The organism is Acidovorax sp. GW821-FHT09A11, assembly GCF_059418365.1.
Window position 1 is genome coordinate 544,323 of record NZ_JBWKPS010000002.1, and the last position, 24,326, is coordinate 568,648.

Consider the following 24,326-nt stretch of genomic DNA (forward strand, 5'->3'; position numbering starts at 1 on the left):
CTGTAACCGACGCGTTACGAGTTTGGTATGACGCTTGTCCAACAAATAAAAAGTCCGCTGTCCCGGGCGCTGCGCACCACCTACAGCCCACGAAACGGGCGCGCCCCACGAGGAGGGCCGCCGCGCTGGCGGCGCTCCCGGGCACGCGGCGCAAGGGGACCCAGGGGCATCTCGCTCAGTACGCCACGGGAAGCGGATCCAGCGATCGCCAAATATACCAAGTCGCCACGCTGCACCAGGGCTTCCAGGCCTCCGCCACTTCGCGGGCATCGCTGCGGCTGACCGGATCGCCCGAAAAGTAATTCTGGCTGATGCCGGTGATCAGCCCCACGTCGTCCAGCGGCAGCACGTTGGGACGCATCATGTAGAAGATGAGGAACATCTCGGCCGTCCAGCGGCCGATGCCGCGGATGGCCACCAGTTCGGCAATGATGGCCTCGTCATCCATCGCGGCCCAGTCCTTCACGTGCAGCTTGCCGCCCTCGAAGTGCATCGCCAGGTCCACCAGGTAGTCGACCTTGCGCGCAGACAGGCCCGCGGCCCGCATGTCGTCGATCTTGAGCTTGAGCACGCTGGCGGGCTTCATGCTGCGGGGCATCGCGGCAAAGCGCTCCCACACGGTCTGCGCGGCCTTCACCGAGATCTGCTGGCCCACGATGGAGCGCGCGAGCGTGGTGAACGCATCGCCGCGTGTCTGCAGCGCCGCATCGCCAAACTGGGGAATCAGGCGCTTCATCACCCGGTCCTTCTTGACCAGGTGCTTGCAGGCCTCCGCCCAGTAGTCGGGCGTGGCCAGCGCCGGCTCGGCCACGAGCACTTCGGATGCTATCTTTTTAGAAGCTGCCACCGGGCGTCCCATCTGCCCAGCAGGCGTTTTCCATGACAAACACAACGATCACTGCGCGGCTTCCCAGGTGGTGCCAGCGGCGGAGTCCTTGAGCACGATGCCCTGGGCCAGCAATGCATTGCGGATGCGGTCGGCCTCGGCGAAATCCTTGCCCGCCTTGGCAGCGGCGCGCGCGGCGATCCGGGCCTGGATTTCGGCTTCGTCCATACCGCCCGCCCCGGCCTGCAGGAAGGCCTTGGGGTCGCCCTGCAGCACCCCCAGGCAACCGCCCAGCGCCTTGAGCAGCCCCGCCAGTTCGGCAGAGCGGGTCTTGTTGACCTCGCCGGCCAGGTCGAACAGCACGGCCATGGCTTCGGGGGTGCCGAAGTCCTCGTCCATCGCGGCCTTGAAGCGGGCGGCATGCGGCGCCGCCCAGTCAATGGCCGCCACCTCGGCGGGCGCCACGAGGTTCAGGGCGGTGTACAGGCGCTTCAAGGCCTGGCGCGCGTCGTCCAGGTGGGCATCGCTGTAGTTCAGGGCGCTGCGGTAGTGGGCCCGCACGATGAAAAACCGCACCGTCTCGGCGTCGTACTTCGCCAGCACGTCGCGGATGGTGAAGAAGTTGCCCAGCGACTTGCTCATCTTCTCGTTGTCCACGCGCACGAAGCCGTTGTGCACCCAGAAGCGCGCCAGGGGCTTGCCATTGGCGCCTTCGCTCTGGGCGATCTCGTTCTCGTGGTGCGGGAACTGCAGGTCCATGCCGCCGCCGTGGATGTCGAAGGTTTCGCCCAGCGTGGCGCCGCACATGGCCGAGCACTCGATGTGCCAGCCAGGGCGGCCCGAGCCGAATTCGCTGTCCCACTTGGCCTCGGGTGGCTCCTCGGGCTTGGAGGATTTCCACAGCACGAAATCGAGCGGGTCTTCCTTGCCATCGAGCACGGCCACGCGCTCACCCGCGCGCAATTCGTCGAGCGACTTGCCCGAGAGCTTGCCGTAGCCGTCGAACTTGCGCACGGAGTAGTTCACGTCGCCATTGCCGGCGCGGTAGGCCAGGCCCTTGCCTTCCAGCGTGCCGATCAGCGAAAGCATCTGGGGCACGTATTCGGTGGCGCGCGGCTCCAGCGACGGGGGCTCGATGCCCAGCGCCGCGATGTCGGTGTGCATGGCGGCGATCATCTCGTCCGTGAGGGCACGGATGGTGATGTCCCGCTCCAGCGCGCGCTTGATGATCTTGTCGTCAATGTCCGTGATGTTGCGCACATAGGTGACGCGGTAGCCACTGCTTTTCAGCCAGCGCTGCACGACATCGAACGCCATCATCATGCGGGCGTGGCCGATGTGGCACAGGTCATAGATGGTCATGCCGCACACGTACATGCGCACATGGCCAGGTTCGAGCGGGGAAAACTCCTCCAATGCACGCGACAGCGTGTTGTAGATGCGCAAACTCATGGGATTTCAGTCACGGGGGATGGGGTGGTTGGGTGAAAAAGGTTCACCCGGCAGCAGGGGGCAAAGGCCCCTGGAGGGAGTTGGCCCAGCAAGGGGCCTCCAGCGAAATCACCCGCGGCAACAGCGCACCGTCATGACAACCCCCTCAGCTACAATCCGCCGCAGTATAAGCCCCCGCCCGGGACAGACGCTGCCCAACACCCTTGAATCCCCCATGAAGCAAGTCCGACGCACCCTCCCCCACCTGCTGCGCCTGCTGGCACTGACCGCGCTGCTGGGCACCGGTGCGGCCCATGCGGACGACTATGCGGAAATCACCCAGCTGATCAAGGCCGGCAAGCCGGCCGAAGCCCTGGTGAAGGCCGACCAGCGCCTTGCCGCCGCCCCGCGCGACCCACAGCTGCGCTTCTTGCGCGGCGTGGCGCAGGCGGACTCGGGCAAGCCCGGCGATGCGATCACCACGTTCACCAAGCTCACGGAAGAGTATCCCGAGCTGCCCGAGCCCTACAACAATCTGGCGGTGCTGTATGCCAGCCAGAACCAGCTGGACAAGGCCCGCACGGCGCTCGAAATGGCGATCCGCACCAACCCGAGCTACGCCACCGCCCATGAGAACCTGGGCGACATCTATGCCAAGCTGGCCAGCCAGGCCTACAACAAGGCGCTGCAGCTGGATGCGGCCAACGCCAGCTCCGTCAAGCCCAAGCTGGCGCTGATCCGCGAGCTGTTCACTGCGGAAGCCGCCGCCGGCAAGCCCGCCCGCCCCGGGGCCGCGGCTCCCGCGCCGGCACCAGCCGTGGCGGCCACGCAGCGGCCCGCCGCAACGGCACCCGCCGCTGCAGCGCCCGTGGCAGCCCCTTCACCGGCGCCTGCCGCGCCAGCGCCCGCACCCGCTGCCGCGGCATCCCCCGCTCCGGCCATTGCCGCGTCGCCCGCCGCCGCTGCCGGCGATGCGTCCCTGCAGGCCGCCGTTACCGCGGCCGTGCAGGCCTGGGCCGCCGCCTGGTCCGCCAAGGACATGACCGCCTACCTCGGCGCCTACGACAAGTCATTCGATCCTCCCGGCCGCCAGACCCGTGCCGCCTGGGAAAAGGAGCGTGAAGCGCGCATCGTCGGAAAATCCAGGATCAGCGTGCAGATCTCCGACATCTCGGTCGCGGTCAACGGCGACAAGGCCACGGCCCGTTTCCGCCAGGCCTACACGGCCGATGCGCTCAATGTCGCCAGCCGCAAGACGCTGGACATGGTGAACCACAACGGCCGCTGGACCATCGTTCGCGAATCCACCGGCGGCTGACCGTGACGAAGCGCGGCGCAGCCGGCCCTGCGATGGCGGCGGCGCGCGCTGTTTCTGCCTCCCTGCCCTGACCTGACCTGAAACGATTTCGCACATGCTTGTGGCGTTGTCCGCACGAAGCCGCCCGGCCGTGGCGGGCGCCCTTTGCCTGGCGGCGCTCCTGCACGCAGCCCCGGTGCTGCCCCAGAGCGCCAAGTCCCGGGGCGCGGCGGCCGCCACCTCGGCCCGGCCCATGCAAGCCGCGGGCTCCACGGCACCCGCCCTGCGCGATGGACAGGCGGAGGCGCGCCTCATGGGGGTGTACCAGCTCATCGCCGAGGGCCGCCACCGCGAAGCGCTGGCGCAGGCCGAGGCCCTGGCGCGCGACTATCCCAACTTCCAGCTGGCGCAACTGGTGGTGGGCGACCTGCTGATGGCGCGCACGCGGCCGATCCGCCGCCTGGGCGATGTGCCCGAGCCCGATTCGGCCCGCAGCATCCAGACGGCTGCCACGCTGGAAGAGCTGCGCAACGAATCGCGCCAGCGCGTGGATGCCCAGCGCAGCCGCCCCCCGGCGCACAGCATCCCGGCGCAGTTCCTGGAGCTCTCGCCCCGCTCCCGCCATGCCATCGCGGTGGATGCCTCGCGTTCGCGCCTGTACCTGTTCGAGAACACCCCCAAGGGCCTGCAGCTGGTCGCCGACTACTACGCTTCGGTCGGCAAGCTGGGCATCGAGAAGAACCTGGAAGGCGACCAGCGCACCCCGCTGGGCGTCTACTTCATCACCAGCCGGCTGGACCCCGCCACGCTCAAGGACTTCTACGGCGCGGGCGCGCTGCCCATCAACTACCCCAACCCCCTGGACCAGAGCCGGGGCAAGACCGGTGGCGGCATCTGGCTGCACGGCACGCCGCCCGACCAGTTTGCCCGCGCGCCCCTGGCCACCGATGGCTGCCTGGTGCTGGCCAATCCCGACCTCGAACGCATCCTGCGCACGGTGGAGCCCCGCTCCACGCCCGTGGTCATCGCGCGCCAGCTGCAGTGGGTGGCACCGCACGCGGTACAGGCGGACCGCAAATCCTTCGACGCGGTGCTCAACGCCTGGCGCAGCGCCAAGACCGAGGGCGACATGAGCCGCCTGATGGGTTTCTACGCGCCGGACTTCCAGAGCTACCGCAAGAAACCGCTGCAAGAGTGGTCCCAGGTGCTCCAGGCCGAGACCCGCGCATTGCGGGGCAGGGAACTACACCTCAAGGACAAGTCTTACCTGCGCTGGACAGATTCCGCCGACACCATGGTGGTAACGTTCGGCGAAGTCGCCGCAGGCGCCCGCACGGGCCCCGTCAAGCGCCAGTACTGGGCGCGGCGGGGCCAACAATGGCAGATATTTTTCGAAGGAGTGATTGGATGATTTTCAGAAGAAATTCGACCCTGGCGCTTGCCAGCATTGCGCTGACAGCTATTTTTTCAGTAGCGTCCGTACAGGCGCAAGACGCCCCCAAGGTCAAGCTGTCCACCTCGATGGGCGACATCGTGGTGCAACTCGACCCGGCCAAGGCGCCCAAGACAGTGGAAAACTTCCTGGGCTACGTCAAGGACAAGACCTATGACGGCACCGTGTTCCACCGCGTGATCGATGGTTTCATGATCCAGGGCGGCGGCTACACCGCCGACCTGATTCCCAAGCCCACCAAGGCCCCGATTCCGCTGGAAGCCGGCAACGGCCTCAAGAACGACAACTACACCATCGCCATGGCGCGCACGGGCAACCCCAACTCGGCCACGTCGCAGTTCTTCATCAACGTGAAGGACAACGCGATGCTCAATGCTCCCAGCCCCGACGGCCATGGCTATGCCGTGTTCGGCAAGGTGGTGAGCGGCACCGAGGTGGTCGACAAGATCAAGGCCGTGGCCACCGGCAACAAGGGCCCGCACCAGAACGTGCCCACCGCCCCCGTCACCATCAACTCCGCCACCCTGGTGAAGTAACCCATTTTTGATTGACTGATTGAAAGAACCCTTGCCATGAGCAACCCCCAAGTCGAACTGCACATCGCCGGCTACGGCGTCATCACCCTCGAACTCGACGCCGCCAAGGCGCCCAAGTCGGTCGAGAACTTCCTGGCCTACGTGAACAAGGGCCACTACAACAACACCATCTTCCACCGTGTGATCCCCGGCTTCATGGTGCAAGGCGGCGGCTTCGAGCCCGGCATGACACAAAAGGGCACCGACGCGCCCATCGAGAACGAAGCCAACAACGGCCTGAAGAACGCCAACTACACCGTGGCCATGGCCCGCACCAGCGACCCGCACTCGGCCACCGCCCAGTTCTTCATCAACGTGGCCGACAACGGCTTCCTGAACCACACCGCCCCCTCGGCCCAGGGCTGGGGCTATGCCGTGTTCGGCAAGGTGGTTGGCGGCGCCGACGTGGTCGACAAGATCAAGGCCGTGAAGACGGGCCGCAAGGGCTTCCACGACGATGTGCCGAAGGAAGACGTGATCATCGAGAAGGCTGTCGCACTCTGATCTCGCGTTGATCTGACCTCCGTCTCCGTGACGATGACCGTGCCCCGGTTCGAGGAGCTTGCCGCTCCCGCGCACTGGCGCACGGTCGATTTCATTTCCGACCTGCACCTGCAGGCCAGCGAGCCTGCCACCGTGGCCGCCTGGCAGGACTACCTGGCCGGCACCGAAGCGGATGCCCTCTTCATCCTGGGCGATCTGTTCGAGGTCTGGGTGGGGGACGACGCCATCGGCGAAACCGGCAGCTTCGAGGCCCAGGGCTGCGCGGCCCTGCGCGCGGCGTCGCAGCGCCTGCCCGTGTACTTCATGCACGGCAACCGCGACTTCCTGGCGGGCCCTGCGTTCCTTGCGCAGTGTGGCATCACCGGCCTGGCGGACCCGACGGTCCTGGTGTTTGACGGCCAGCGCTTCGTGCTGAGCCATGGCGACCTGCTGTGCCTGGACGATGTGGACTACCAGCGCTTTCGCGTGCAGGCCCGCAGTGCCGGGTGGCAGCAGCAGTTTCTGGCGCAGCCCCTGGCGACGCGCCGCGCGCAGGCACGCGGCATCCGCCAGGAGAGCGAGGCGCGCAAACAATCGGGCGCCATCTATGCCGACGTGGACGGCCCGGCTGCCATCGCCTGGCTGCAGGCGGCCCAGGCACATACGCTCATTCACGGCCACACCCACCGTCCCGCCGACCACGCACTGGCCCCCGGCTTGCGGCGTGTGGTGCTCAGCGACTGGGACGCGGCCGCATTGCCGCCCCGCGCGGAAATACTGCGTTTGTCCCGCGCGGGCTTGGAACGGCTGCCCCTGGCCCCCAAGTACCAGCGATCCTGAACTGCGCGGGGCTTCACCTCCCGCCGCCTGATCGCCATGCCCCCTCTCCTCCACCGGCTCTGGAGCCGTGTCCGCGCCACCGTGTCCCCCGTGCCCGACATCTCGGCCACGCTGTGGCTCCAGACCCTGCAGCGCTACCCGTTCCTGGCGGCGCTCTCGCTGCACGACCAGTCCAAGCTGCGCGCGCTCAGCGCCCTCTTCCTGCACCACAAGGAATTCCACGGCGCGCACGGCCTGGTGGTGACCGATGCCATGGCCATCGACATCGCGGCCCAGGCCTGCCTGCCCCTGCTGCACTGGGGCGACCCGGCCCGGGCGCTGGACTGGTACGACGATTTCGTGGGCATCGTGCTGCACCCCGGCGAGGCCGTGGCGCGCCGCAAGACGGTGGACGAAGCCGGTGTGGTGCATGAACATACGCAGGTGCTGCTGGGCGAGGCCATGGACCGCGGCCCCATCATGCTCAGCTGGGCACACGCCTCCAACGGGCGTGAGAACACTGAGCGCGGCCACAACGTGGTGGTGCACGAGTTCGTTCACAAGCTCGACATGCGCAGCGGCGAGCCCAACGGCTGCCCGCCATTGCCCGCAGGCTTCATGGGCACGCGCACAGGGCGCGCGGCCTACGAAGCCTGGTGGGCCGCCTGGGAGCCCGCGTACGAACAGTTCCGAGAACGCGTGATCCTGGCCGAGCGCTTCGGCGCGGAACGCCCCTGGCTGGACGCCTACGGGGCCACATCGCAGTCCGAATTCTTTGCCGTGGCCTGCGAGGCCTACTTTGTGAACCGGGACCGGTTCGCGCAGGAGTTTCCGGCGCTGATGCCGGTGCTGGACGCGTTTTTCAAGCGGCCCGCTGTGGCAAGTGCATGACCGTTCCCCGCGTCATGCGCCCCACCGCCGCCAGTGAAGAAAGCGCCACAAAGCGGCGTTGGCCAGGAGGCGGCGCCGTCCACACACCCTACCCCGCCAATGCAAACCGGGCTGCGCGCGCCACCGCCGCCGCATCCACCCCAAAAAACACCCGCAGCGCCGCCCGTGTATCGCTGCGCCCAAAACCGTCCGTTCCCAATGTCATGAATCGGCGTCCTCCAGGCACGAACGCGCGCACGGTCTCCGGCACGGCGCGCACATAGTCGGTGGCGGCAATCACCGGGCCGCGTGTGCCCGCCAGTTGCTGCGTCAGCCACGCCACGCCGGGCCGCGCCTCCCCCTGCAGCGCACGCTGTTCGCAGGCCACGCCGTCGCGGGCCAGCTCGCTCCAGCTGGTCACGCTGAGCACGGTCACGTCCACGCCCTCGCCTGCCAGCAGTTCGGCTGCCTTGACCACCTCGGTCAGGATGGCGCCGGAGCCCATCAGGGTGACGCTTTTGGATGAAATTGGCCCTTCACGGCCGTCCATCAAGCGCGGATAGCTCCTGAAAACATAGCAACCTCGCAGCACACCTTCTGCCGCATCGGCAGGCAGGTCGGGCTGGGCGTAGTTCTCGTTCATCAGCGTCACGTAGTAGAAGACGTCGCGCTGCTCGGTCACCATCTCGCGCATGCCGGCGTCGATGATCACGGCCATCTCGCCCGCGTATGCCGGGTCGTAGGCCTTGCAGTTGGGGATGGTGGCGGCTACCAGGTGGCTGGAGCCGTCCTGGTGCTGCAGGCCCTCGCCGCCCAGCGTGGTGCGGCCCGAGGTGGCGCCCAGCAGGAAGCCGCGCGCACGCTGGTCTGCGGCGGCCCAGATGGCGTCGCCCACGCGCTGGAAGCCGAACATCGAGTAGTAGATGTAGAACGGCAGCATGGCCAGGCCGTGCACGCTGTAGCTGGTGGCCGCGGCCGTCCAGCTGGCGATGGCGCCGGCCTCGCTGATGCCTTCTTCCAGAATCTGGCCGTCCAGCGCCTCGCGGTAGCTCAGCACCGAGCCGATGTCCTCGGGCGCATAGCGCTGGCCCACGCTGCTGTAGATGCCGACCTGCTTGAACAGGTTGGCCATGCCGAAGGTGCGCGCCTCGTCGGCCACGATGGGCACGATGCGCGGGCCCAGCGTGGCGTCCTTGAGCAGGCTGCCCAGCATGCGCACGAAGGCCATGGTGGTGCTCATCTCCTTGGCCTGCGGCTGCAGCGCGAACTGCGCGTAGCCCTCGATGGCGGGCACGGGCAGCGCATCGCAGGCCGTCTCGCGGCGCGGCAGGTAGCCGCCCAGGTTCTGGCGGTGGCCGCGCAGGTAGCGCATCTCGGGGCTGTCTTCGGCGGGCTTGAAGAACGCGAGGCTGGTGGCCTGCTCGTCGGACAGGGGCAGGTTGAAGCGGTTGCGGAACTCGATGAGGTCCGTCTCGTCGAGCTTCTTCTGGCTGTGCGTGGTCATCTTGCCCTGGCCGGCCGTGCCCATGCCGTAGCCCTTCTTGGTGTGCGCCAGGATCACGGTGGGCTGGCCCTTATGGGCGCTGGCTGCAGCGTAGGCGGCGTGGATCTTCACCAGGTCGTGCCCGCCGCGTTTCAGGCGGTCGATCTGCTCGTCCGTCATGCCCTGGGCCAGGGCCGCGAGCTCGGGGTTCTGGCCGAAGAAGTTGTCGCGGTTGAAGCGCCCGTCCTTGGCGGCAAAGGTCTGCATCTGGCCGTCCACCGTGCCTTCGAGCGTGCGCACCAGCGCACCGGTCAGGTCGCGGGCGAACAGGCCGTCCCAGTCGCTGCCCCACACGAGCTTGACCACGTTCCAGCCCGCACCGGCGAACAGGCGCTCCAGCTCGTCGATGATGCGGCCGTTGCCGCGCACCGGGCCGTCCAGCCGCTGCAGGTTGCAGTTGACCACCCAGACCAGGTTGTCGAGGCCTTCCCGCGCGGCCAGGGTCAGCGCGCTCATGCTCTCGGGCTCGTCCATCTCGCCATCGCCGAACACGCCCCAGACCTTGCGCGCCGAGCAGTCGAGCAGGTTGCGGTGCGTGAGGTAGCGCATGAAGCGCGCGTGGTAGATGCTGCTGATGGGACCGATCCCCATCGACCCCGTGGGAAACTGCCAGAAGTCCGGCATCAGCCAGGGGTGGGGGTAGCTCGACAGGCCCTGCGCGCCCGCACCCGGTGCCGTGAGCTCCTGGCGGTAGTGTTTCAGGTCCTGCTCGGACAGGCGCCCTTCGAGGAACGCCCGCGCATACACGCCCGGCGCGCTGTGCGGCTGGAAGAACACCAGGTCGCCCCGGTGCTGGCCTTCGCCCAGGCCCTCACGGGCACGGAAGAAGTGGTTGAAGCCGCTCTCGAAAAGATCGGCCGCGCTGGCGTAGCTGGCGATGTGGCCGCCCAGTTCGCCATAGGCCTGGTTGGCGCGCACCACCATCGCCAGCGCGTTCCAGCGCACGATGGAAGCCACGCGCTCCTCGATGGCGAGGTCGCCGGGGAAGACGGGCTGGTCCTGCACCGCCACGGTGTTCACATACGGCGTGTTCAGGTCCGGCTGCCAGCCGATGCGCTGCGCGCGCGCCAGGCGCACCAGTTCCTGCAGCATGTGCCGCGCCCGCTCCGGGCCTTCGGTGGCGACCAGCGCCAGGAAGGCGTCGCGCCACTCGGCGGTTTCTTCGGGGTCCGTATCGGCCAACGGTGCGGCCGATGCCGGCGTGAGCAGGTGGTGGTGTGCGGTGGGGGCGTTCATGCCGCAACTGTAGCCATTGCCGCCCCGAATGGGATGCCGTTGTAGCCCACCAAAGCGCCCATCACAGCATTTCATGCGGCCAACAGACTACACTGCAGCACATGAAGCTGGATACCCTGGATTTGCGCATTCTGGCCGAGCTGCAGGCCGACGGTTCCCTGTCCAACGTGGAGCTGGCGCGGCGCGTGCACCTCTCGCCCTCGCCGTGCCTTGCGCGCGTGAAGGCGCTGGAGGCCGCGGGCGTCATCAGCCGCTACGTCGCACTGGCCAACGCGGCCGCCCTGGGCCTGGGGCTCAACGTGTTCATCAGCATCAGCCTGAAGACGCAGAGCAAGGAGGCGCTGGGCGACTTCGAGCAGCGCATCGCCGAGCACGACGAGGTGATGGAGTGCTACCTGATGAGCGGCGACAGCGATTACCTGATCCGGGTGGCCGTGCCCGACATCGGGGCGCTGGAGCGCTTCATCCTGGAGCGCCTCGCCCCCATCACCGGAGTGGAAAAGATCCGCTCGAGCTTCGCGCTCAAGCAAGTGCGCTACAAGACGGCGCTGCCGCTGCCCCGGGCGTAGGGCCCCTTTTTTTCACTCCGCCCGCGCAGTGCTCGGCGGGTGGCCAATGATGCGCTTGTACGCCCGGCTGAACGAGGCCTCCGACTCGTAGCCCAGCCGGTGGGCCGCCACGGCCACGCGCATGCCGTCGCGCGCGATCCAGCGGCGCGCCTGCGACATCTTCACCTTGGCCACGTAGCGCGCCGGGCTCTCGCCCATGGTGCGCGTGAACGATTCGGAAAAGCTCGAGCGCGACGCGCCCATCAGGTCAGCCAGCAGCGGCACGTTCCAGTCGCGCTCGGGCTCGGCGTGGATGGCGGCGATCACCTTGCCGATGCGCGGGCAGCGCACGGCGGCGATCCAGCCCGTGGGGTTGTTGCAGCTGCACTCCACCCAGGCGCGGATGATGCTGGCGGCCAGCGCATCGGCCAGGCGCGCGAGGATCGCGCAGGCGCCCATGCGGTCCTGCTCCACCTCGCGCTCCATGGCGTCGAGCAGCACCGGCACGGTGGTGTCGCGCCGGGCCAGGTCGCCGGCCATCATCACCGCCGGCATCATGGCCATCAGCGGGTGCAGCGGGTCGAGGTTGAAGCGCAACGCGCCGCTGAACAGCACGTCGGGGGCCAGCGGCGGAGGTGGCGCGACGGGGGCCCCCAGGGGCGCGTGGCCCGCATCGCGGCCGTCCACCAGGTAGATGTTCTCGGACACGGGCTTGCGCGCCAGCGAATCGATGTCCACCGGCGGCACGTCGGGCGAGCTGGCCAGCACGTGGAAGCTGCCGTGCGGCAGCAGCACCGCATCGCCCGGGTTCAGGCGCTGCCAGTCGGTACCCGGCGTGCGCAGCCAGGCTCCGCCATGGCCCACGAAGTGGAAACGCGCCGAGCGCTGCGCTGGGAAGGCGATGGCCCACGGCGGCTGCAGCACGCAGCGGCCATACTCCACGCCGTCCAGGCGCAGGCCGAGCAGGATCTGGGTCAGCAGGTCCGGCGGCTCCGCGAACGGCTGCTGGGGGATCTGGTTGAAGGGTTTGGACAAAAAGTCAAGCATCTCGGCTTTTACGGCATGGAAACGCCGCCATCTTATCCCTACGATGGCTTTCCATCCATCCCTAGGCCTTTCCCGTGTCTTCCTCTCCTTCCTGCTCCGCCTGCCTTGATGCGCCCACTGGTGCCGTCGTTGCCGAGGCTACGCCCGCCCCGCATTCCACCCCCGATCCCACCGAGGCACGCTGGGCCGCCGTGGCCTCCATGGCGCTGGGTGTCTTCGGACTGGTCACGGCCGAATTCTTGCCCGCCAGCCTGCTCACCGCCATGGCCAGCGACCTGCGCGTGAGCGATGGCGCCGCAGGCCAGGCGGTCACCGTGACGGCGCTGGTGGCGGCGGTGGCCGCCCCGTCGCTGCCGCTGCTCACGCGCCGCATCGACCGGCGGCTGGTGATGATCGCCTTCACGCTGCTGCTGGTGCTGTCCAACGCGATGTCGGCCTTGGCCGGGAGCCTGGCCACGCTGCTGGTGGCGCGGGTGCTGCTGGGCGTGGCGCTGGGCGGCTTCTGGTCCATGTCGGCCGCGCTGGCCATGCGGCTGGTGCCCGCCTCGCTGTTCGCGCGGGCCATGTCGTTCATCCTCACCGGGGTGTCGGTGGCCACGGTCTGCGCGGCGCCCATCGGCGCGTGGATGGGCGACCTGTGGGGCTGGCGCAGCGCCTTCATCGCGGCGGGGGGCATCAGCCTGATCACGCTGGCCGTGCAGCTGGTGGCGCTGCCCGCCCTGCCCCCGCGCGACAACCCCAACCTCAAGGTGCTGGGCGAGCTGCTGCGCCGCCCGCCCGTGCGCGTGGCGCTGCTGGCCGTGCTGCTGGTCATCTCCGGCCACTTCGCAGGCTTCACCTACATCCGCCCGCTGATGGAGCAGGTCACGCACCTGTCGGTGGCCACCATCACGGCGGTGTTGCTGGGCTATGGCGTGGGCGGTTTCTTCGGCAACTTCGTGGGCGGCTGGATCGCCGGGCGCAGCGAGCGCCAGGCCATCGTGGCCGGCGGTGCCGTCATCGCCGCGCTGGCCGCCGTGCTGCTCGTGGCCGGGCAGTCGGCGGCCATCACGGCCGTGGCCGTCACGCTGTGGGGTTTTGCGTTCGGCGCCTTCCCGGTGGGCTTCCAGACCTGGATCGTGCGCGCCGCTCCCGACCAGGCCGAGGGCGCGGGCGGACTGCTGGTGGCGGCGTTCCAGATCGCCATTGCCAGCGGCGCCATCTTCGGCGGCCTGATGGTGGACCATGTGGGCGCGCTGGGCGGGCCGGCGTTTGCGCTGGCGGCGCTCACGCTGGGCACTCTGCTGACCCTGCGGCACGGGCCGCGCCCGGCAGCCGCCTGATCGGCCCCCACGACCCGGCAACGGGCCGGGTGGTCCCGCCGCCCCCTCACTGCGCGGGTTTGCGTGCGATCTCGCCGGTCGCCACGCGCTTGCGCAGATCGCGGATCAGCGCCTTGGCGCGGGCCTCGTTGGCGGGCCCCATGCGCACCAGGATCTTCTGTCCGCTGGACAGCGATTCCAGCGCCGGGTCCACGAATTCGTAGCGCACCCAGGGGCGCAGGTTCGGCACATCGGTATTCACCGGCGTGAGCTTCACGCGCAGCGGGCCCTGGGGTTCGGGCGCCAGCAGCAGGTGGTCCAGCACGGCCACCAGGCGGTCGTTGAAGTAGCGCCTGGGGTAGCCCAGTTCTTCATACGCCTGCTGGAACAGCGGATACAGCCGCGCATACAAGGCCACGGCGGACTCCATCGACACGGCCTCGGCAAAGGCCAGAAAAGCGCTGTAGCGCGCGGCATTGGCGGCCGCGATGGTGGTGGGCGCTTCGCCTGTGCGGTCCACCGCAAACCGCTGCGGCATGGGTTGCACGGGCCACATGCGCGAGGGGGCCTGGGCACGGCCCAGGTTGTCCACCGTGGCCACCAGGCGGCGGACAAAGCCGTCGGTGATCAGGAACGATGCGAGCTTGTCGCGCCCCACCAGTCCAGACAGCAGCTCGACGACGCGCGCGTCAGATTCGGCCAGCGCGGGCAGGGGCGTTTCCGCCGGGGCCAGTGCATCGACCGGGTTCTGCGGCCCCGAGGCTTCGGGCAGGGGCGGTGGAGCCACAGGCGCTTCGGGCGCGGCCGCCACGGGGGGCGGCGCAACCGGCGGCTCTGCCTTGCGCAGCCAGAACCACCAGGCAGCTGCGGCGGCCACCGCGCAGGCCAGCACGGCGGCAATGACCCAGGGGGAGGAGGATGTGCGCTCCGGCGTTGGGCGGAACTCGGCAGTCTCTTGATCGGGCATCGGGTCTCCTTCAAAACAGGAACAACCCTTGTCCGAGCGGCTTCGGCGCCGGGCGTTCCCTGTCCATCCCACGTGGGGATGGACTTGATTGGAAACCCGCGGGACACCGCGCCGGTAACGCGATGTAGGCCGCCCGCCGAAACCCGCGCTTAAAACGCCGTGGGGGTGGTGGACAGCGACTCCAGCCACGCCACCGTGGCCGCCAGCTCGGAGGGCCGGATCTCGTGCGCGCTGGGGAACTCGTGGTACGCCACCGTCACCGGCAAGGGCGCCATGTGGTGGGCGATGGCCTGTGCATGGGCCAGCGGGATCACGTTATCGTGCGTGCCGTGGCTCAGCCACAGCTGTTTGCCGCGCAGGGCATCGGGCGGCGCCGCCAGGGGCACCGCCTGCGCCAGCAGGCGGCTGTGCCAGACCATCGCCGCCTGCATGAGCGCTGGCCGGGTGAGCAGCAGCGACAGCGCCATGATGCCGCCCTGGCTGAAGCCCCCCACCACCACGCGTTCGGGCGGAATGCCCAGCTGCTCGGCGGCCGATTCGATGGCCTTGGCGACCAGCGCGCGGCTTTCGGCCTCCTGCGCTTCGTTGATGGTGCGTTCCCCGCTGGGCTCGATGGAAAAGTCGAACCACGCATGCGAGCCCGGCCCCATGCGAAACGGTGCACGCAGGCTCAGCACATGAAAGCGCTCGGGAATATGAGGCGCCAGGCTGAACAGGTCCTGTTCGTTGCTGCCCACCCCATGCATCAGCACCAGCAGCCAGGGGCGGGGCGCGGTGGCGGCAGCAGGGCGCTGCAAGAAGGTGAGCGGTAGGTTGAGCATGGACAGGCGCCTCGGGCAGTTTTTATGGAGAACGGATGAAAAAGCCTGCGGGTCAATGCGCCGGTTCCAGGGCGAACGCGTCCATCGACAGCATGCTGTACATCACCTCGCGGCTCAGGTAGTGGGCATGCAGGTCGTCCCCCGCGGCGCCCAGCGCAAAAAAGATGGGCAGGAAGTGGTCTTCGGTCGGGTGCGCGCGGCTGGCATGCGGGGCCTGGCTGCGGTAGTTGAGCAGCGCGCTGACATCACCGCGCGCCAGCGCTGCTTCGATCCACCGGCTGAATTCCAGCACGTACGGCGCGGGCTCCCGGGCGCCGCCAAAGAACTCGGCCAGGTTGTGCGTCATGCTGCCCGAGCCGACCACCAGCACGCCCTGGCTGCGCAGGCCGCGCAAGGCGGCGCCCAGTGCATACACCTCGGCCGGGCCGGCGCCCACGGGCAGCGCCACCTGCACCACGGGCAGGTCGGCCTCGGGAAACAGGTGCATCAGCGGCACCCAGGCCCCGTGGTCAAACGGACGGGCCGCGTCGCCCTGCGCGGCCATGCCCGCGGCCTGCAGCAGCCCCAGCACCTCCTGCGCCAGCGCGGGGGAGCCGCTGGCGGGATACTGCAGCTGGTACAGCGCGGGTGGAAACCCGCCAAAGTCGTGCCAGGTGGCGGGCTGCGGCCCGGTCATGACCTGCAGGGAGCGCGCCATCCAGTGCGGCGACATGATCACCACGCCGCGCAGGCCGGGATATTGCCCCTTCAGGCTTTCGCCCCACTGGGTGAGCGCAGGGCCGGTGGTGCCGGCGGCGATGGCAAACAAGGGTGCCCCGTGCGACACGAACAGCGCGGGAATGGCGCCGTGGGGCGCGGCAGTGGCGGGGGTTTGGGCTGTGGCAGACATGGCAACTCCATCCGGTAATGCCTTGAATGTAGGACCGATGGGCCCCGCTACCAAGCCCTGTACGCCAGACAGATTGTTCTACCCATGGTGCCAATGCGGCGAGACTCCGCTCACGAACCATCCCCCCCACCGCGCACCCTACCCCGCAGCGCCTTGGTCTCGCCGCGCTGGGTCTTGCCCTCCAGGCGCCGCTGTTTGGAGCCATAGGTAGGCTTGGTGGCGCGCCGCACGCGGGGCGGCACCGCGACGCTGTTGACCAGCGCGTTCAAGCGCTCCAGCGCATCATTGCGGTTTTGGTCCTGGCTGCGGTACTGCTGGGCCTTGATGACCACCACGCCTTCCTGCGTGATGCGGGTGTCGCGCAGGGCCAGAAGGCGCTCCTTCACGTCCCCGGGCAGTGAGGAGGCGCCCACGTCAAAGCGCAGGTGCACCGCGCTGGAAACCTTGTTGACGTTCTGTCCGCCCGCGCCCTGGGCACGCATGGCGGTGATCTCCACCTCGTCCTCGCGCACCTCAAGCGGTCGTGGCGCCATGTTTGCCCTGTCGTGCCGGAGCCGGAATGTGCGGTTAACGCGGGAACGGCAGAAGAAGAGTGAACTTCCCGGCGGCTCAGGCCGCGGGCGGCTGCTGCGCCAGCAACTGCGCCAGGCCGTCGATGGCCAGGCCGTAACCCAGCACGCCAAAACCGCACATCACCGCCTTGGCCGCAGCCGCCATGTACGAATGGTGGCGATAGGCCTCGCGCGCGTGCACGTTGCTGATATGCAGCTCGATCAGCGTGATGCCCGTGCCCTTGGTGGCATCGTGCAGGGCGATGCTGGTGTGGGTGTAGGCCCCGGCGTTGATGACCACGCCCGCCAGCTCGCCCGCCGCGTGCAGGCGGCCGGCCTCGTGAATCCAGTCCACCAGCGCGCCTTCGTGGTTGCTTTGATGGAACCGCAACGCGAAGCCGTGGCGATCACACGCGTCGGCGCAGAGCTTTTCCACGTCGGCCAGCGTGGCTGCGCCATACACGGCGGGTTCACGCGTGCCCAGCAGGTTCAGGTTGGGGCCATTCAGGACAAAAACGGTTTTTTTCTTCACAGACATGCAGCACTCCGGGGCTAGGCACCTGCCACGCTGGCAGGCCAGAGTGCGCGATTATGCGGCGGCCCGCAGGCGCCGGCCCCTTCAGGTACGCCCCACGAGAAAAGCGGCCCCGAAGGGCCGCTGTAAAAGGCAGCCTGTGCAAAGACGCTGCCTGTGAGCGACTGGCGCCCAAGAGGTTGGTTGCAACAATCAGCAGACGGGCCCGCGGGCCCGTCGCCGATCAACGGTCCCAATGGCGATTGTGTCCATGGCCACGATAGCCGTGGTCATGGTGTCGATGGTGGCGGTACCCACGGTCACCGTAGTACACCACGGGTGGAGGGGCGTAATACGCTGGGGGCTGCGTGTAGTACACGGGCCGGGGTGGCGCGTAGTACACGGGCGGCGGGGCCACGTACACCGGGGCGGGTGCGTAGTAGCCATTGCTGGCCCCCACCACCACGCCGGGCACGCCGATACCAACCGACCAATTCACGTCGCCGCGGGCCTGGGCTGCGCCCGTGCCGGCCAGCAATGCCAGCGCCACGCCAGCCGAGGCGGCAATGGCATAGATAGAACGGGTTTTCGTCATGGAAATCTCCTGTTTGAGCGAGGGCAGCCAGCCAAATGGACTCACCTCACCGGTACATAACGCACCAAGTAGCCGAAAGGATGGCATAAAACTGTCTTTACGTTGTGTCTGGACGTATACGCGCCTGTTTCCATGCGTAAACCTTCACGAAACCGGCGCCTAAAATGGCCCAATGAGCACCCCAAACCCCGCCAATCCTGCCGCCGGCACCCCCGGCGCTGCCCCCGCAGCATCCCTGGAAACCACCAAGCCCAGCAACTTCCTGCGCCAGGTCATCGAAAACGACCTGGAAAAAGGCACCTACGCCTCCCGCCGCTGGGGCGGCAGCCCGGGCGACGCCGCCCACCACGCCATCGGCCAGCCCGACCCCGCCAGGATCCGCACCCGCTTCCCGCCCGAACCCAACGGCTACCTGCACGTGGGCCACGCCAAGAGCATCTGCATCAACTTTGGCCTGGCGCGCGACTACGGCGGCGTGTGCCACCTGCGCTTTGACGACACCAACCCCGAAAAAGAAGACACCGAATACGTCAATAGCATCATCGACGCGGTGAAATGGCTGGGTTTTGACTGGAACGGCCACCCCAGCGCCCCGCCCTACCAGGCGAGCGACTATTTCGACTTCATGTACCGCGCGGCGGAGTACCTGATCGAGGCCGGCCACGCCTACGTGGACGAACAGACCGTCGAGCAGATCCGCATCAACCGCGGCGACTTCAGCAAGCCCGGCACCGACAGCCCCTTTCGCAGCCGCACCCCGGCCGAAAACCTGGCCAAGTTCCGCGAGATGAAGGCCGGCCTGCACGAAGACGGCTCCATGGTGCTGCGCGCCAAGATCGACATGGCCAGCCCCAACATCAACATGCGCGACCCGGCCATCTACCGCATCCGCCGCGCCACGCACCACAACACCGGCGACACCTGGTGCATCTACCCGATGTACACCTACGCGCACCCCATCGAGGATGCGCTGGAGCAAATCACCCACAGCCTGTGCACGCTGGAATTCGAAGACCAGCGCCCGTTCTACGACTGGCTGCTGGAGCGCCTGACCGAAGGCGGCCTGCTGGCCAGCCCGCCCCCCCGCCAGTACGAATTCGCGCGCCTGAACCTCACCTACGTCATCACCAGCAAGCGCAAGCTCGCGCAGCTGGTGTACGACCACAAGGTCAGCGGCTGGGATGACCCGCGCATGCCCACCATCGTGGGCCTGCGCCGCCGGGGCTACACGCCCGAGGCCATCCAGACCTTTGCCGAACGCATCGGCGTGACCAAGAGCGACAGCTGGATCGACTACAGCACCCTGGAAGGCTGCCTTCGCGAAGACCTGGAGCTCAAGGCCTTCCGCGGCATGGCCGTGCTCAACCCCGTCAAGCTGGTGCTCACCAACTGGGACGACGTCATGGGCGCGGGCCACCTGGAGCCCTGCACCCTGCCCTCCCTGCCCCACCCCCCTGAAGGCGTGGAAAGCCCCGAGCGCCACTTCACCATCGGCAAGGAAGTCTGGATCGAACGCGAAGACTTTGAAGAAGTGCCCCCCAAGGGCTACAAGCGCCTGTTCCCGGGCAACAAGGTGCGCCTGAAGGGCGGCTACGTCATCGAATGCACCGGGTGCACCAAGGATGCCGCCGGCAACATCACCGAAGTGCTGGCCACCGTGGTGCCCGACACCAAGAGCGGCACCCCCGGCGCCGACAGCGTGAAGGTCAAGGCCGCCATCACCTGGGTGGGCGTGGCCGACGGCGTGAATGCCGAAGTGCGCATGTACGACCGCCTGTTCCTGGACGCCCAGCCCGACGCAGGCGGCAAGGACTTCATCGAAAGCCTGAACCCGAACAGCCTGAAGGTGGTGACAGCCATCGTGGAGCCGTCATTGGCCAATGCACGGCCAGACGACAAGTTTCAGTTCGAGCGGCATGGGTATTTTGTGGCGGACCGGGTGGACCATGCGGCGGGGAAGCCGGTGTTCAACTTGGCGGTGGGGTTGAAGGATTCCTGGGGGAAGTGATTTCTCTGTGAACAAAGAAGGGCCAGCAGACTGTGAGGTCTGCTGGCCTTTTGCTTTTGGACTGATGACAGCTTGGGGCCCAACGCTGTCATATTCGCTTTTTGAAAGCAGACGCTAAGAGGACACGCATCGTCAATCACCAGACTTCAGGGACGCCGACAACCGCTTGACGACCTCCTCCTCTGCAAGGCCTTCGTCGGAACCTGCGTGAAAGACAGCACAAGTCGCCGTGTTAGAACCGTTGGCTCTGCGATAGACGGCCACCACGCTGCCCGGCCCAGCACCGGTGTGCCCACACAATGTCGGCCCCGTATGCAACACGCCTTGCATCAGCCCGAGGCCGTATGCCGGCGACTTCCATGGGCGCCCAGGAAGAGGTCCGCCAAGGGCGCGTGCAGCTTGCATCTCCTGCACCAGCAAATCAGGCAGAAGGTGTCCAGCCATCAGGCGGTCTAGAAAGAGGGCAGCGTCGGAGAGAGAGCCAACAAGCAAGCCGTGATAAACCCATCTCGGGTCATAAGTCGAAATGGCCCCCATGCACACGCCTTCCAAGTCAGCTGGCGTCTTTGCGCTACGAACTCTCAGCAGGCCCAAGGGCGCCAACGCTTGTTGCATAAGCGCTTCCTCAAGTGCGAGACCTGTCGCACGCTCGATAAGTCTCGCTACGTACAAGTAGCCGACGTTCGAATACTGCCACCCCACTCCAGGGGCATAACGCAACCTCGTGGCATCGAGGCGTTGCAACATTTCATCCGCCTGCCAGGGCGCATCGCCGCGAGCAACGGCAGCGTGGTACTCGACAAGTTCACCGTAGTCAGCCAGCCCGGCTTCATGTCTCAGCAGCTGACGCAACGTGAACGGACCTTCAAGGACTACGTCATCGAGTCGAACAATCCCATCACGCACCAGTGACAGAGACGCTGCCGCTAGAACTGTCTTCGTAAAGCTCCACCAAGGAACCATCACATCTTGTTCTCCGTGCCGCACTAGTGAACCGTTTGATACGAGAGAGAAATATGTCAAGGGGCGCATTGGACTGAAAAATTGGGTTGACGCATTGAAGGTCCGATCCTGGCCGTTATGAGCCAAACTACCGAAAGATATGGTCGGCGAATTGGCGCGACCTACATTGGGTTGAAGCTATGCCTGAATATCAATGGTCTTGCTTATCCTGCGGGGCATCGAACAGCCCTGCAGCCTTGGAATGCATCGCATGCAGTTGCCCTGCAGCATGCAACTCTGATGAGCTACTGAAATATCGAGAGCAATATGTTCAGCAAGGCGGTATCGTTGGGCCCGCCGCTGCCCCCACCTTGGATGCAACGAACTATGCCGCACTAAAGGTACTTCTGTCCCTTCCACTTTTTTTGCTAGGTTGGTGGCCATTTGGTCAGCAAAAACGGAAGACAAAGTAGCGTTTCAGCGTCTAACCCACCACTCAAGCGAACCAACATTCTGCGGGCCGCTAGCTCAGTTCATTGAGCGTCCGCTTTCACGATTCACCACCGGCAGCTTCTGGCCGTAGACAGACTTCTGCCTGCCGATTCCCCGCACGGCACCAGGCGGTGGGCGCCGCGCTTTTACGGTACAAACACCGCCATGCCTCACACCCAGCCCTTGTCGGCCACGTTCACTCCCACCTTCGCCCACGTGCCGGCCGGCCCGGTGGCGGGCCCCTTGCAGTTGTTGCCGCTCAACGCCGGGGTGGTGTCAGTGCACACCGCCGATGGCGCGCATGTGGGTTCGCTCAAGCTGGTCGGCGGGGTCTGGAAGTTCAAGGCCATGGGCTACAGCGCTGCCGGTGGCATGGAACCCGGCCACGGCCCGCTGACGGATCAGCACAACATGCAGTTCGCCACGCTTGATGCATCAGAGGTGAGCGCACGCCTGCTAGGCGCTTTGGGAAGCCCTCCGTAGGAGGCCTCCAGGCGGGCCTAGGTTGGCCGGCCATTTTTTTCTTCACGGACGGCGCCGCTTCCGCGCCCCTTGCGGACATCAATGGGTGCCATCGTTCGTCTGTTTTCCCGTCAATGCGGAGCAAATCAGCTCCACGGCGAAGGCAAGCCCCAGGACGACCCCGCCTGCGGTTGAAGACCCCAGGAAGAGCAGCGCCAGCCCCAGGACGAGCGCAGCCAGGGAGAACCAATGGATGGATTTCATGTGATGTGCTTCCTTGGTTTGCCGTTCTTCAGCTCACCAATGGCTGGATTCTGCCCCAGTGCACCGCGCGCGCAAGGTGGCCCGCGCCGCTGTGGGGATGGCTCCATGCCGCTGGGCCGGGACGAAAAAAAACCGGCTCCGCGGAGCCGGTTTTTCAGAGGAAGCTGCCGGGTTCAGTAGCGCCCGCCGCCGTAGCCACCCGTGCCGTAGCCGATGTCCGAGCGTTTGCTGGCACTGTAGCCGCCCGCGCTGTAGCCACCCGAGCCGCCACCCTCTTCGCGGGGGCGGGCGAGGTTCACGACAATCGCGCGCCCATCGACAGACATGCCGTGCAGCGCGGTGATGGCGGCCTGGGCGACTTCGGCGGACGCCATTTCCACAAAGCCGAAGCCCTTGGAGCGGCCGGTCTCGCGGTCCATCATGACCTTGGCGGAGGAAACCCGGCCAAACTCGGCAAAGTTGCTTTCCAGGCTGGAATCGGTCACGGAATAGGGCAAGTTGCCCACGTAGATCTTGGTGCTCATGGAGGAGCCTTTCTGAAGGAGGGCGCGCAACGCAGGGCGCACCGTTGGGACAAGGGTGTGCGGACCGGATGTCCGCCACAACGAGGAAGCGTGGATGGGGTCTGCGGTGGGCAGGCCATCCATCAGCACACGGGGGGATGCGGCATGCACGTTTGCAGCCAGCCCTGGGTAACGGCAAAGAGCCGGGCGGCTTCGCGCGAGGCAAAGGCTTTGTCGAAACGGAAGACACGGCAGTAGCTGCCGTTGCCTTGGGAACGGTGGACCGAGAAGGAGGCGCGGAAGCGGCCGCAGTCGGTCGGGTGTGTCGCGGGCGAAACGACGTACTGGCCCATGGAAATGGCGGTCTTTGAAATCTGGTTCATTCAGGATCGCAGGCTTGGAAATCGACCTGCGTGAGCATCGAGGGACTCGGTGGGCTGCAGCTCTACAGACCCACTGGGCGACAAAGGTCGCAAAAGGCGGCTGGCCTGGGGCGGATGGCCGCCACAGAGCAGGCGTTGCGGTGACGGCACGCGTCAAGGGCCGTGACTGCAACCCACTCAGTATATATCAATTCGCATTTGAATTTGAATTAATATTCTTTTTGGTTTTAAAAGGCGCGAAATTGGGCAGTGCCGGAGCATCCGCGCCAGCAATGCGCCGGGTTTTGCTACGCTTGCCGGCGCTGCCTGCGCGTGTTCCCGCTGCGCCGGTGGTTCTTTTTTCCTCCTGTCGCTCCATGCCCCGCCGCAAACTCCACCACCACGTCTATGTCGTCGAGCTTTCGAAGGACGTGCTGAACGAGCCCCGCTTTCGCAAGAACAACCCCGGCTACATCGACGGCAAACCCTGCGTGTACGTGGGCATGACGGGCCTGGACCCGGACGTGCGGTTTGACAAGCACAAGGCAGGCATCCAGGCGAACCGGTTTGTACAGCAGTACGGCCTGCGCCTGCTGCCCGACCTGTACGAAGGCTTCAACCCCATGAGCTACGAAGACGCGGTGGACCGGGAGATCGAGATCGGCATCGACCTGCGCTCGGCGGGGTTTGGGGTGTGGCAGGCCTGAACCGGTGCCCGCGCGCGCAGGGGCCGGTGCGTCCTTCTTCCTGGAATCGGTTGCGCTTCAGTTTTGATAGCTGCCAGCGCTTATCCATCCAGCTCCAGCAGCCCATTTCACTGAAATCTCAGCGCGCTGGCCAGAAGGCCACAAGCCAGCCTCAGTGCACACGCCCCCGCACAAACTGCAGCGTGGTGTGGGCCACGCGTTCCCCCAGGTACCGCGCCGTGGCCAGGTCTGCCTCTGGCGGCACCACGTCGGCACCCTGGTCGGTGTTGGACTGCGCCGCGGCGCCCAGCCAGAAGCCCAGGCGGTTCAGGTCTTCCTCCGACCCGGTGGACGAGCAGTTGCCCGGGGGCAGCGCCAGGTTCACCCAGTGCATGCCGTGCTGCGCGGCGAACAGGGCCATCTGCATCAGGGTGGAAAGCTTGTCCCCCGAGCGCGAGCCCGAGTTGGTGAAGCCCGCGGCGATCTTGTCCTTCCAGCCGAGGCCTTTGGCCATGACCACGTTGGACGTGGCTTCCTGGAAGGCCTTGAACTGCGACGAGGCGCTGGCGACATAGGTGGGCGCGCCGAAGATGATGGCGTCGGCGGACGCGAGGTCATTCCACCGTGAGGGCGCTTCTTCCACGGTCATGAGGAGGGGCTCGGTGCCCTCCACCTGCGCCACGCCTTCTTTCACGGCCTGGGCCTGCCGGGCCGTGTGGCCATAGCCGCTGTGAAAGACGATGGCAATGCGCACACCAGGGGCGCGGGTGGGTTGGAGAGTGGGCGTCGTCAGGGTCATGTTCATGCTTGAGTTCATGGGTTGAGAAACTGTGGGTGAGGG

The 24,326-nt window shown here is 66.8% G+C and carries 26 protein-coding genes; 11 read left to right on the forward strand and 15 right to left on the reverse strand.

The annotated features are described in order from the left end of the window. Positions 1-175 precede the first annotated feature (175 nt). Together AC07PV_RS06555 and cysS are read right to left on the reverse strand one after the other, a co-directional pair. Complete coding sequence (locus AC07PV_RS06555; RefSeq protein ID WP_218340742.1) at positions 176-847, reverse strand: DNA-3-methyladenine glycosylase family protein; 672 nt, start codon at positions 845-847, stop codon at positions 176-178. 48 nt (positions 848-895) lie between these two features. Then, positions 896-2,278, reverse strand: a complete 1,383-nt coding sequence (gene cysS, locus AC07PV_RS06560; RefSeq protein ID WP_494629763.1) for a cysteine--tRNA ligase — start codon at positions 2,276-2,278, stop codon at positions 896-898. Between the two features lie 214 nt (positions 2,279-2,492). Here cysS and AC07PV_RS06565 point away from each other — a divergent pair, with 214 nt between their 5' ends. From AC07PV_RS06565 to AC07PV_RS06590, 6 genes are all read left to right on the forward strand, one after another. Continuing rightward, positions 2,493-3,575 carry a L,D-transpeptidase Cds6 family protein gene (locus AC07PV_RS06565; protein ID WP_218294024.1) on the forward strand — a complete coding sequence of 361 codons (1,083 nt, stop codon included), beginning with the start codon at positions 2,493-2,495 and terminating at the stop codon, positions 3,573-3,575. 94 nt (positions 3,576-3,669) lie between these two features. Beyond that, on the forward strand, positions 3,670-4,965 hold the full coding sequence (locus tag AC07PV_RS06570) for a L,D-transpeptidase family protein (RefSeq protein ID WP_218294023.1): 1,296 nt from the start codon (positions 3,670-3,672) through the stop codon (positions 4,963-4,965). Next, the gene (locus tag AC07PV_RS06575; protein ID WP_494629765.1) at positions 4,962-5,543 is read left to right on the forward strand and encodes a peptidylprolyl isomerase; all 582 of its coding nucleotides are present in this window, start codon (positions 4,962-4,964) and stop codon (positions 5,541-5,543) included. Before AC07PV_RS06570 ends, AC07PV_RS06575 begins: the two co-directional genes overlap by 4 nt. A 36-nt stretch (positions 5,544-5,579) precedes the next feature. After that, positions 5,580-6,086, forward strand: a complete 507-nt coding sequence (locus AC07PV_RS06580) for a peptidylprolyl isomerase (RefSeq protein ID WP_218294021.1) — start codon at positions 5,580-5,582, stop codon at positions 6,084-6,086. Between the two features lie 33 nt (positions 6,087-6,119). Next, positions 6,120-6,905, forward strand: a complete 786-nt coding sequence (locus AC07PV_RS06585; RefSeq protein ID WP_218294460.1) for a UDP-2,3-diacylglucosamine diphosphatase — start codon at positions 6,120-6,122, stop codon at positions 6,903-6,905. Positions 6,906-6,941: 36 nt separating this feature from the next. After that, positions 6,942-7,775, forward strand: a complete 834-nt coding sequence (locus AC07PV_RS06590; RefSeq protein ID WP_218294020.1) for a M90 family metallopeptidase — start codon at positions 6,942-6,944, stop codon at positions 7,773-7,775. An 88-nt stretch (positions 7,776-7,863) separates the two neighbouring features. On the opposite strand, the gene mdeB is transcribed toward AC07PV_RS06590, so the two are convergent. Then, on the reverse strand, positions 7,864-10,533 hold the full coding sequence (gene mdeB, locus AC07PV_RS06595) for an alpha-ketoglutarate dehydrogenase (RefSeq protein WP_218294019.1): 2,670 nt from the start codon (positions 10,531-10,533) through the stop codon (positions 7,864-7,866). Between the two features lie 101 nt (positions 10,534-10,634). Here mdeB and AC07PV_RS06600 point away from each other — a divergent pair, with 101 nt between their 5' ends. Further along, positions 10,635-11,102: an Lrp/AsnC family transcriptional regulator gene (locus AC07PV_RS06600; protein ID WP_218294018.1), complete on the forward strand. Its 468-nt coding sequence runs from the start codon at positions 10,635-10,637 to the stop codon at positions 11,100-11,102. Between the two features lie 12 nt (positions 11,103-11,114). On the opposite strand, the gene AC07PV_RS06605 is transcribed toward AC07PV_RS06600, so the two are convergent. After that, a complete protein-coding gene (locus tag AC07PV_RS06605; protein WP_218294017.1) occupies positions 11,115-12,128 on the reverse strand; it encodes an AraC family transcriptional regulator in 1,014 nt (337 codons plus the stop codon). Positions 12,129-12,202: 74 nt separating this feature from the next. Between AC07PV_RS06605 and AC07PV_RS06610 the strand changes: the two genes are divergently transcribed. Further along, positions 12,203-13,450, forward strand: a complete 1,248-nt coding sequence (locus AC07PV_RS06610; RefSeq protein ID WP_218294016.1) for an MFS transporter — start codon at positions 12,203-12,205, stop codon at positions 13,448-13,450. 46 nt (positions 13,451-13,496) lie between these two features. Here the strand turns inward: AC07PV_RS06610 and AC07PV_RS06615 are convergent, their stop codons facing one another. From AC07PV_RS06615 to AC07PV_RS06640, 6 genes are all read right to left on the reverse strand, one after another. Further along, complete coding sequence (locus AC07PV_RS06615; RefSeq protein WP_218294015.1) at positions 13,497-14,396, reverse strand: DUF3014 domain-containing protein; 900 nt, start codon at positions 14,394-14,396, stop codon at positions 13,497-13,499. Positions 14,397-14,545: 149 nt separating this feature from the next. Next, complete coding sequence (locus AC07PV_RS06620; RefSeq protein ID WP_218294014.1) at positions 14,546-15,217, reverse strand: alpha/beta hydrolase; 672 nt, start codon at positions 15,215-15,217, stop codon at positions 14,546-14,548. Between the two features lie 52 nt (positions 15,218-15,269). Further along, a complete protein-coding gene (locus AC07PV_RS06625) occupies positions 15,270-16,106 on the reverse strand; it encodes a DODA-type extradiol aromatic ring-opening family dioxygenase (RefSeq protein WP_218294013.1) in 837 nt (278 codons plus the stop codon). Positions 16,107-16,216: 110 nt separating this feature from the next. Beyond that, the gene (gene arfB, locus AC07PV_RS06630) at positions 16,217-16,639 is read right to left on the reverse strand and encodes an alternative ribosome rescue aminoacyl-tRNA hydrolase ArfB (protein ID WP_218294012.1); all 423 of its coding nucleotides are present in this window, start codon (positions 16,637-16,639) and stop codon (positions 16,217-16,219) included. A 76-nt stretch (positions 16,640-16,715) separates the two neighbouring features. Beyond that, positions 16,716-17,195 (reverse strand): type II 3-dehydroquinate dehydratase, encoded by a 480-nt coding sequence (locus AC07PV_RS06635; RefSeq protein ID WP_218294011.1) that lies wholly within the window; start codon positions 17,193-17,195, stop codon positions 16,716-16,718. A 220-nt stretch (positions 17,196-17,415) separates the two neighbouring features. After that, complete coding sequence (locus AC07PV_RS06640) at positions 17,416-17,766, reverse strand: hypothetical protein (RefSeq protein ID WP_218294010.1); 351 nt, start codon at positions 17,764-17,766, stop codon at positions 17,416-17,418. Positions 17,767-17,938: 172 nt separating this feature from the next. Here AC07PV_RS06640 and AC07PV_RS06645 point away from each other — a divergent pair, with 172 nt between their 5' ends. Then, positions 17,939-19,774 (forward strand): glutamine--tRNA ligase/YqeY domain fusion protein, encoded by a 1,836-nt coding sequence (locus AC07PV_RS06645; RefSeq protein ID WP_218294009.1) that lies wholly within the window; start codon positions 17,939-17,941, stop codon positions 19,772-19,774. Between the two features lie 132 nt (positions 19,775-19,906). Here AC07PV_RS06645 and AC07PV_RS06650 read toward each other — a convergent pair whose 3' ends face one another. Then, positions 19,907-20,806: a serine hydrolase domain-containing protein gene (locus tag AC07PV_RS06650; protein ID WP_494616556.1), complete on the reverse strand. Its 900-nt coding sequence runs from the start codon at positions 20,804-20,806 to the stop codon at positions 19,907-19,909. Positions 20,807-21,373: 567 nt separating this feature from the next. Here AC07PV_RS06650 and AC07PV_RS06655 point away from each other — a divergent pair. Next, a complete protein-coding gene (locus AC07PV_RS06655) occupies positions 21,374-21,691 on the forward strand; it encodes a hypothetical protein (RefSeq protein ID WP_255594544.1) in 318 nt (105 codons plus the stop codon). A 78-nt stretch (positions 21,692-21,769) separates the two neighbouring features. Here the strand turns inward: AC07PV_RS06655 and AC07PV_RS06660 are convergent, their stop codons facing one another. The 3 genes from AC07PV_RS06660 to AC07PV_RS06670 form a co-directional block, all read right to left on the reverse strand. Continuing rightward, a complete protein-coding gene (locus AC07PV_RS06660; RefSeq protein ID WP_218294007.1) occupies positions 21,770-21,934 on the reverse strand; it encodes a hypothetical protein in 165 nt (54 codons plus the stop codon). Positions 21,935-22,107: 173 nt separating this feature from the next. After that, entirely contained in the window at positions 22,108-22,458 is a 351-nt protein-coding gene (rbp, locus tag AC07PV_RS06665; protein WP_218294006.1) for an RNA-binding regulator, read from the reverse strand. A 122-nt stretch (positions 22,459-22,580) separates the two neighbouring features. Beyond that, positions 22,581-22,820 (reverse strand): hypothetical protein, encoded by a 240-nt coding sequence (locus AC07PV_RS06670; RefSeq protein ID WP_218294005.1) that lies wholly within the window; start codon positions 22,818-22,820, stop codon positions 22,581-22,583. A gap of 356 nt (positions 22,821-23,176) precedes the next feature. Between AC07PV_RS06670 and AC07PV_RS06675 the strand changes: the two genes are divergently transcribed. Beyond that, positions 23,177-23,506, forward strand: a complete 330-nt coding sequence (locus AC07PV_RS06675) for a hypothetical protein (RefSeq protein ID WP_218294004.1) — start codon at positions 23,177-23,179, stop codon at positions 23,504-23,506. Between the two features lie 151 nt (positions 23,507-23,657). Here the strand turns inward: AC07PV_RS06675 and AC07PV_RS06680 are convergent, their stop codons facing one another. Continuing rightward, the gene (locus tag AC07PV_RS06680) at positions 23,658-24,284 is read right to left on the reverse strand and encodes a flavodoxin family protein (RefSeq protein WP_218294458.1); all 627 of its coding nucleotides are present in this window, start codon (positions 24,282-24,284) and stop codon (positions 23,658-23,660) included. Positions 24,285-24,326 lie beyond the last annotated feature (42 nt).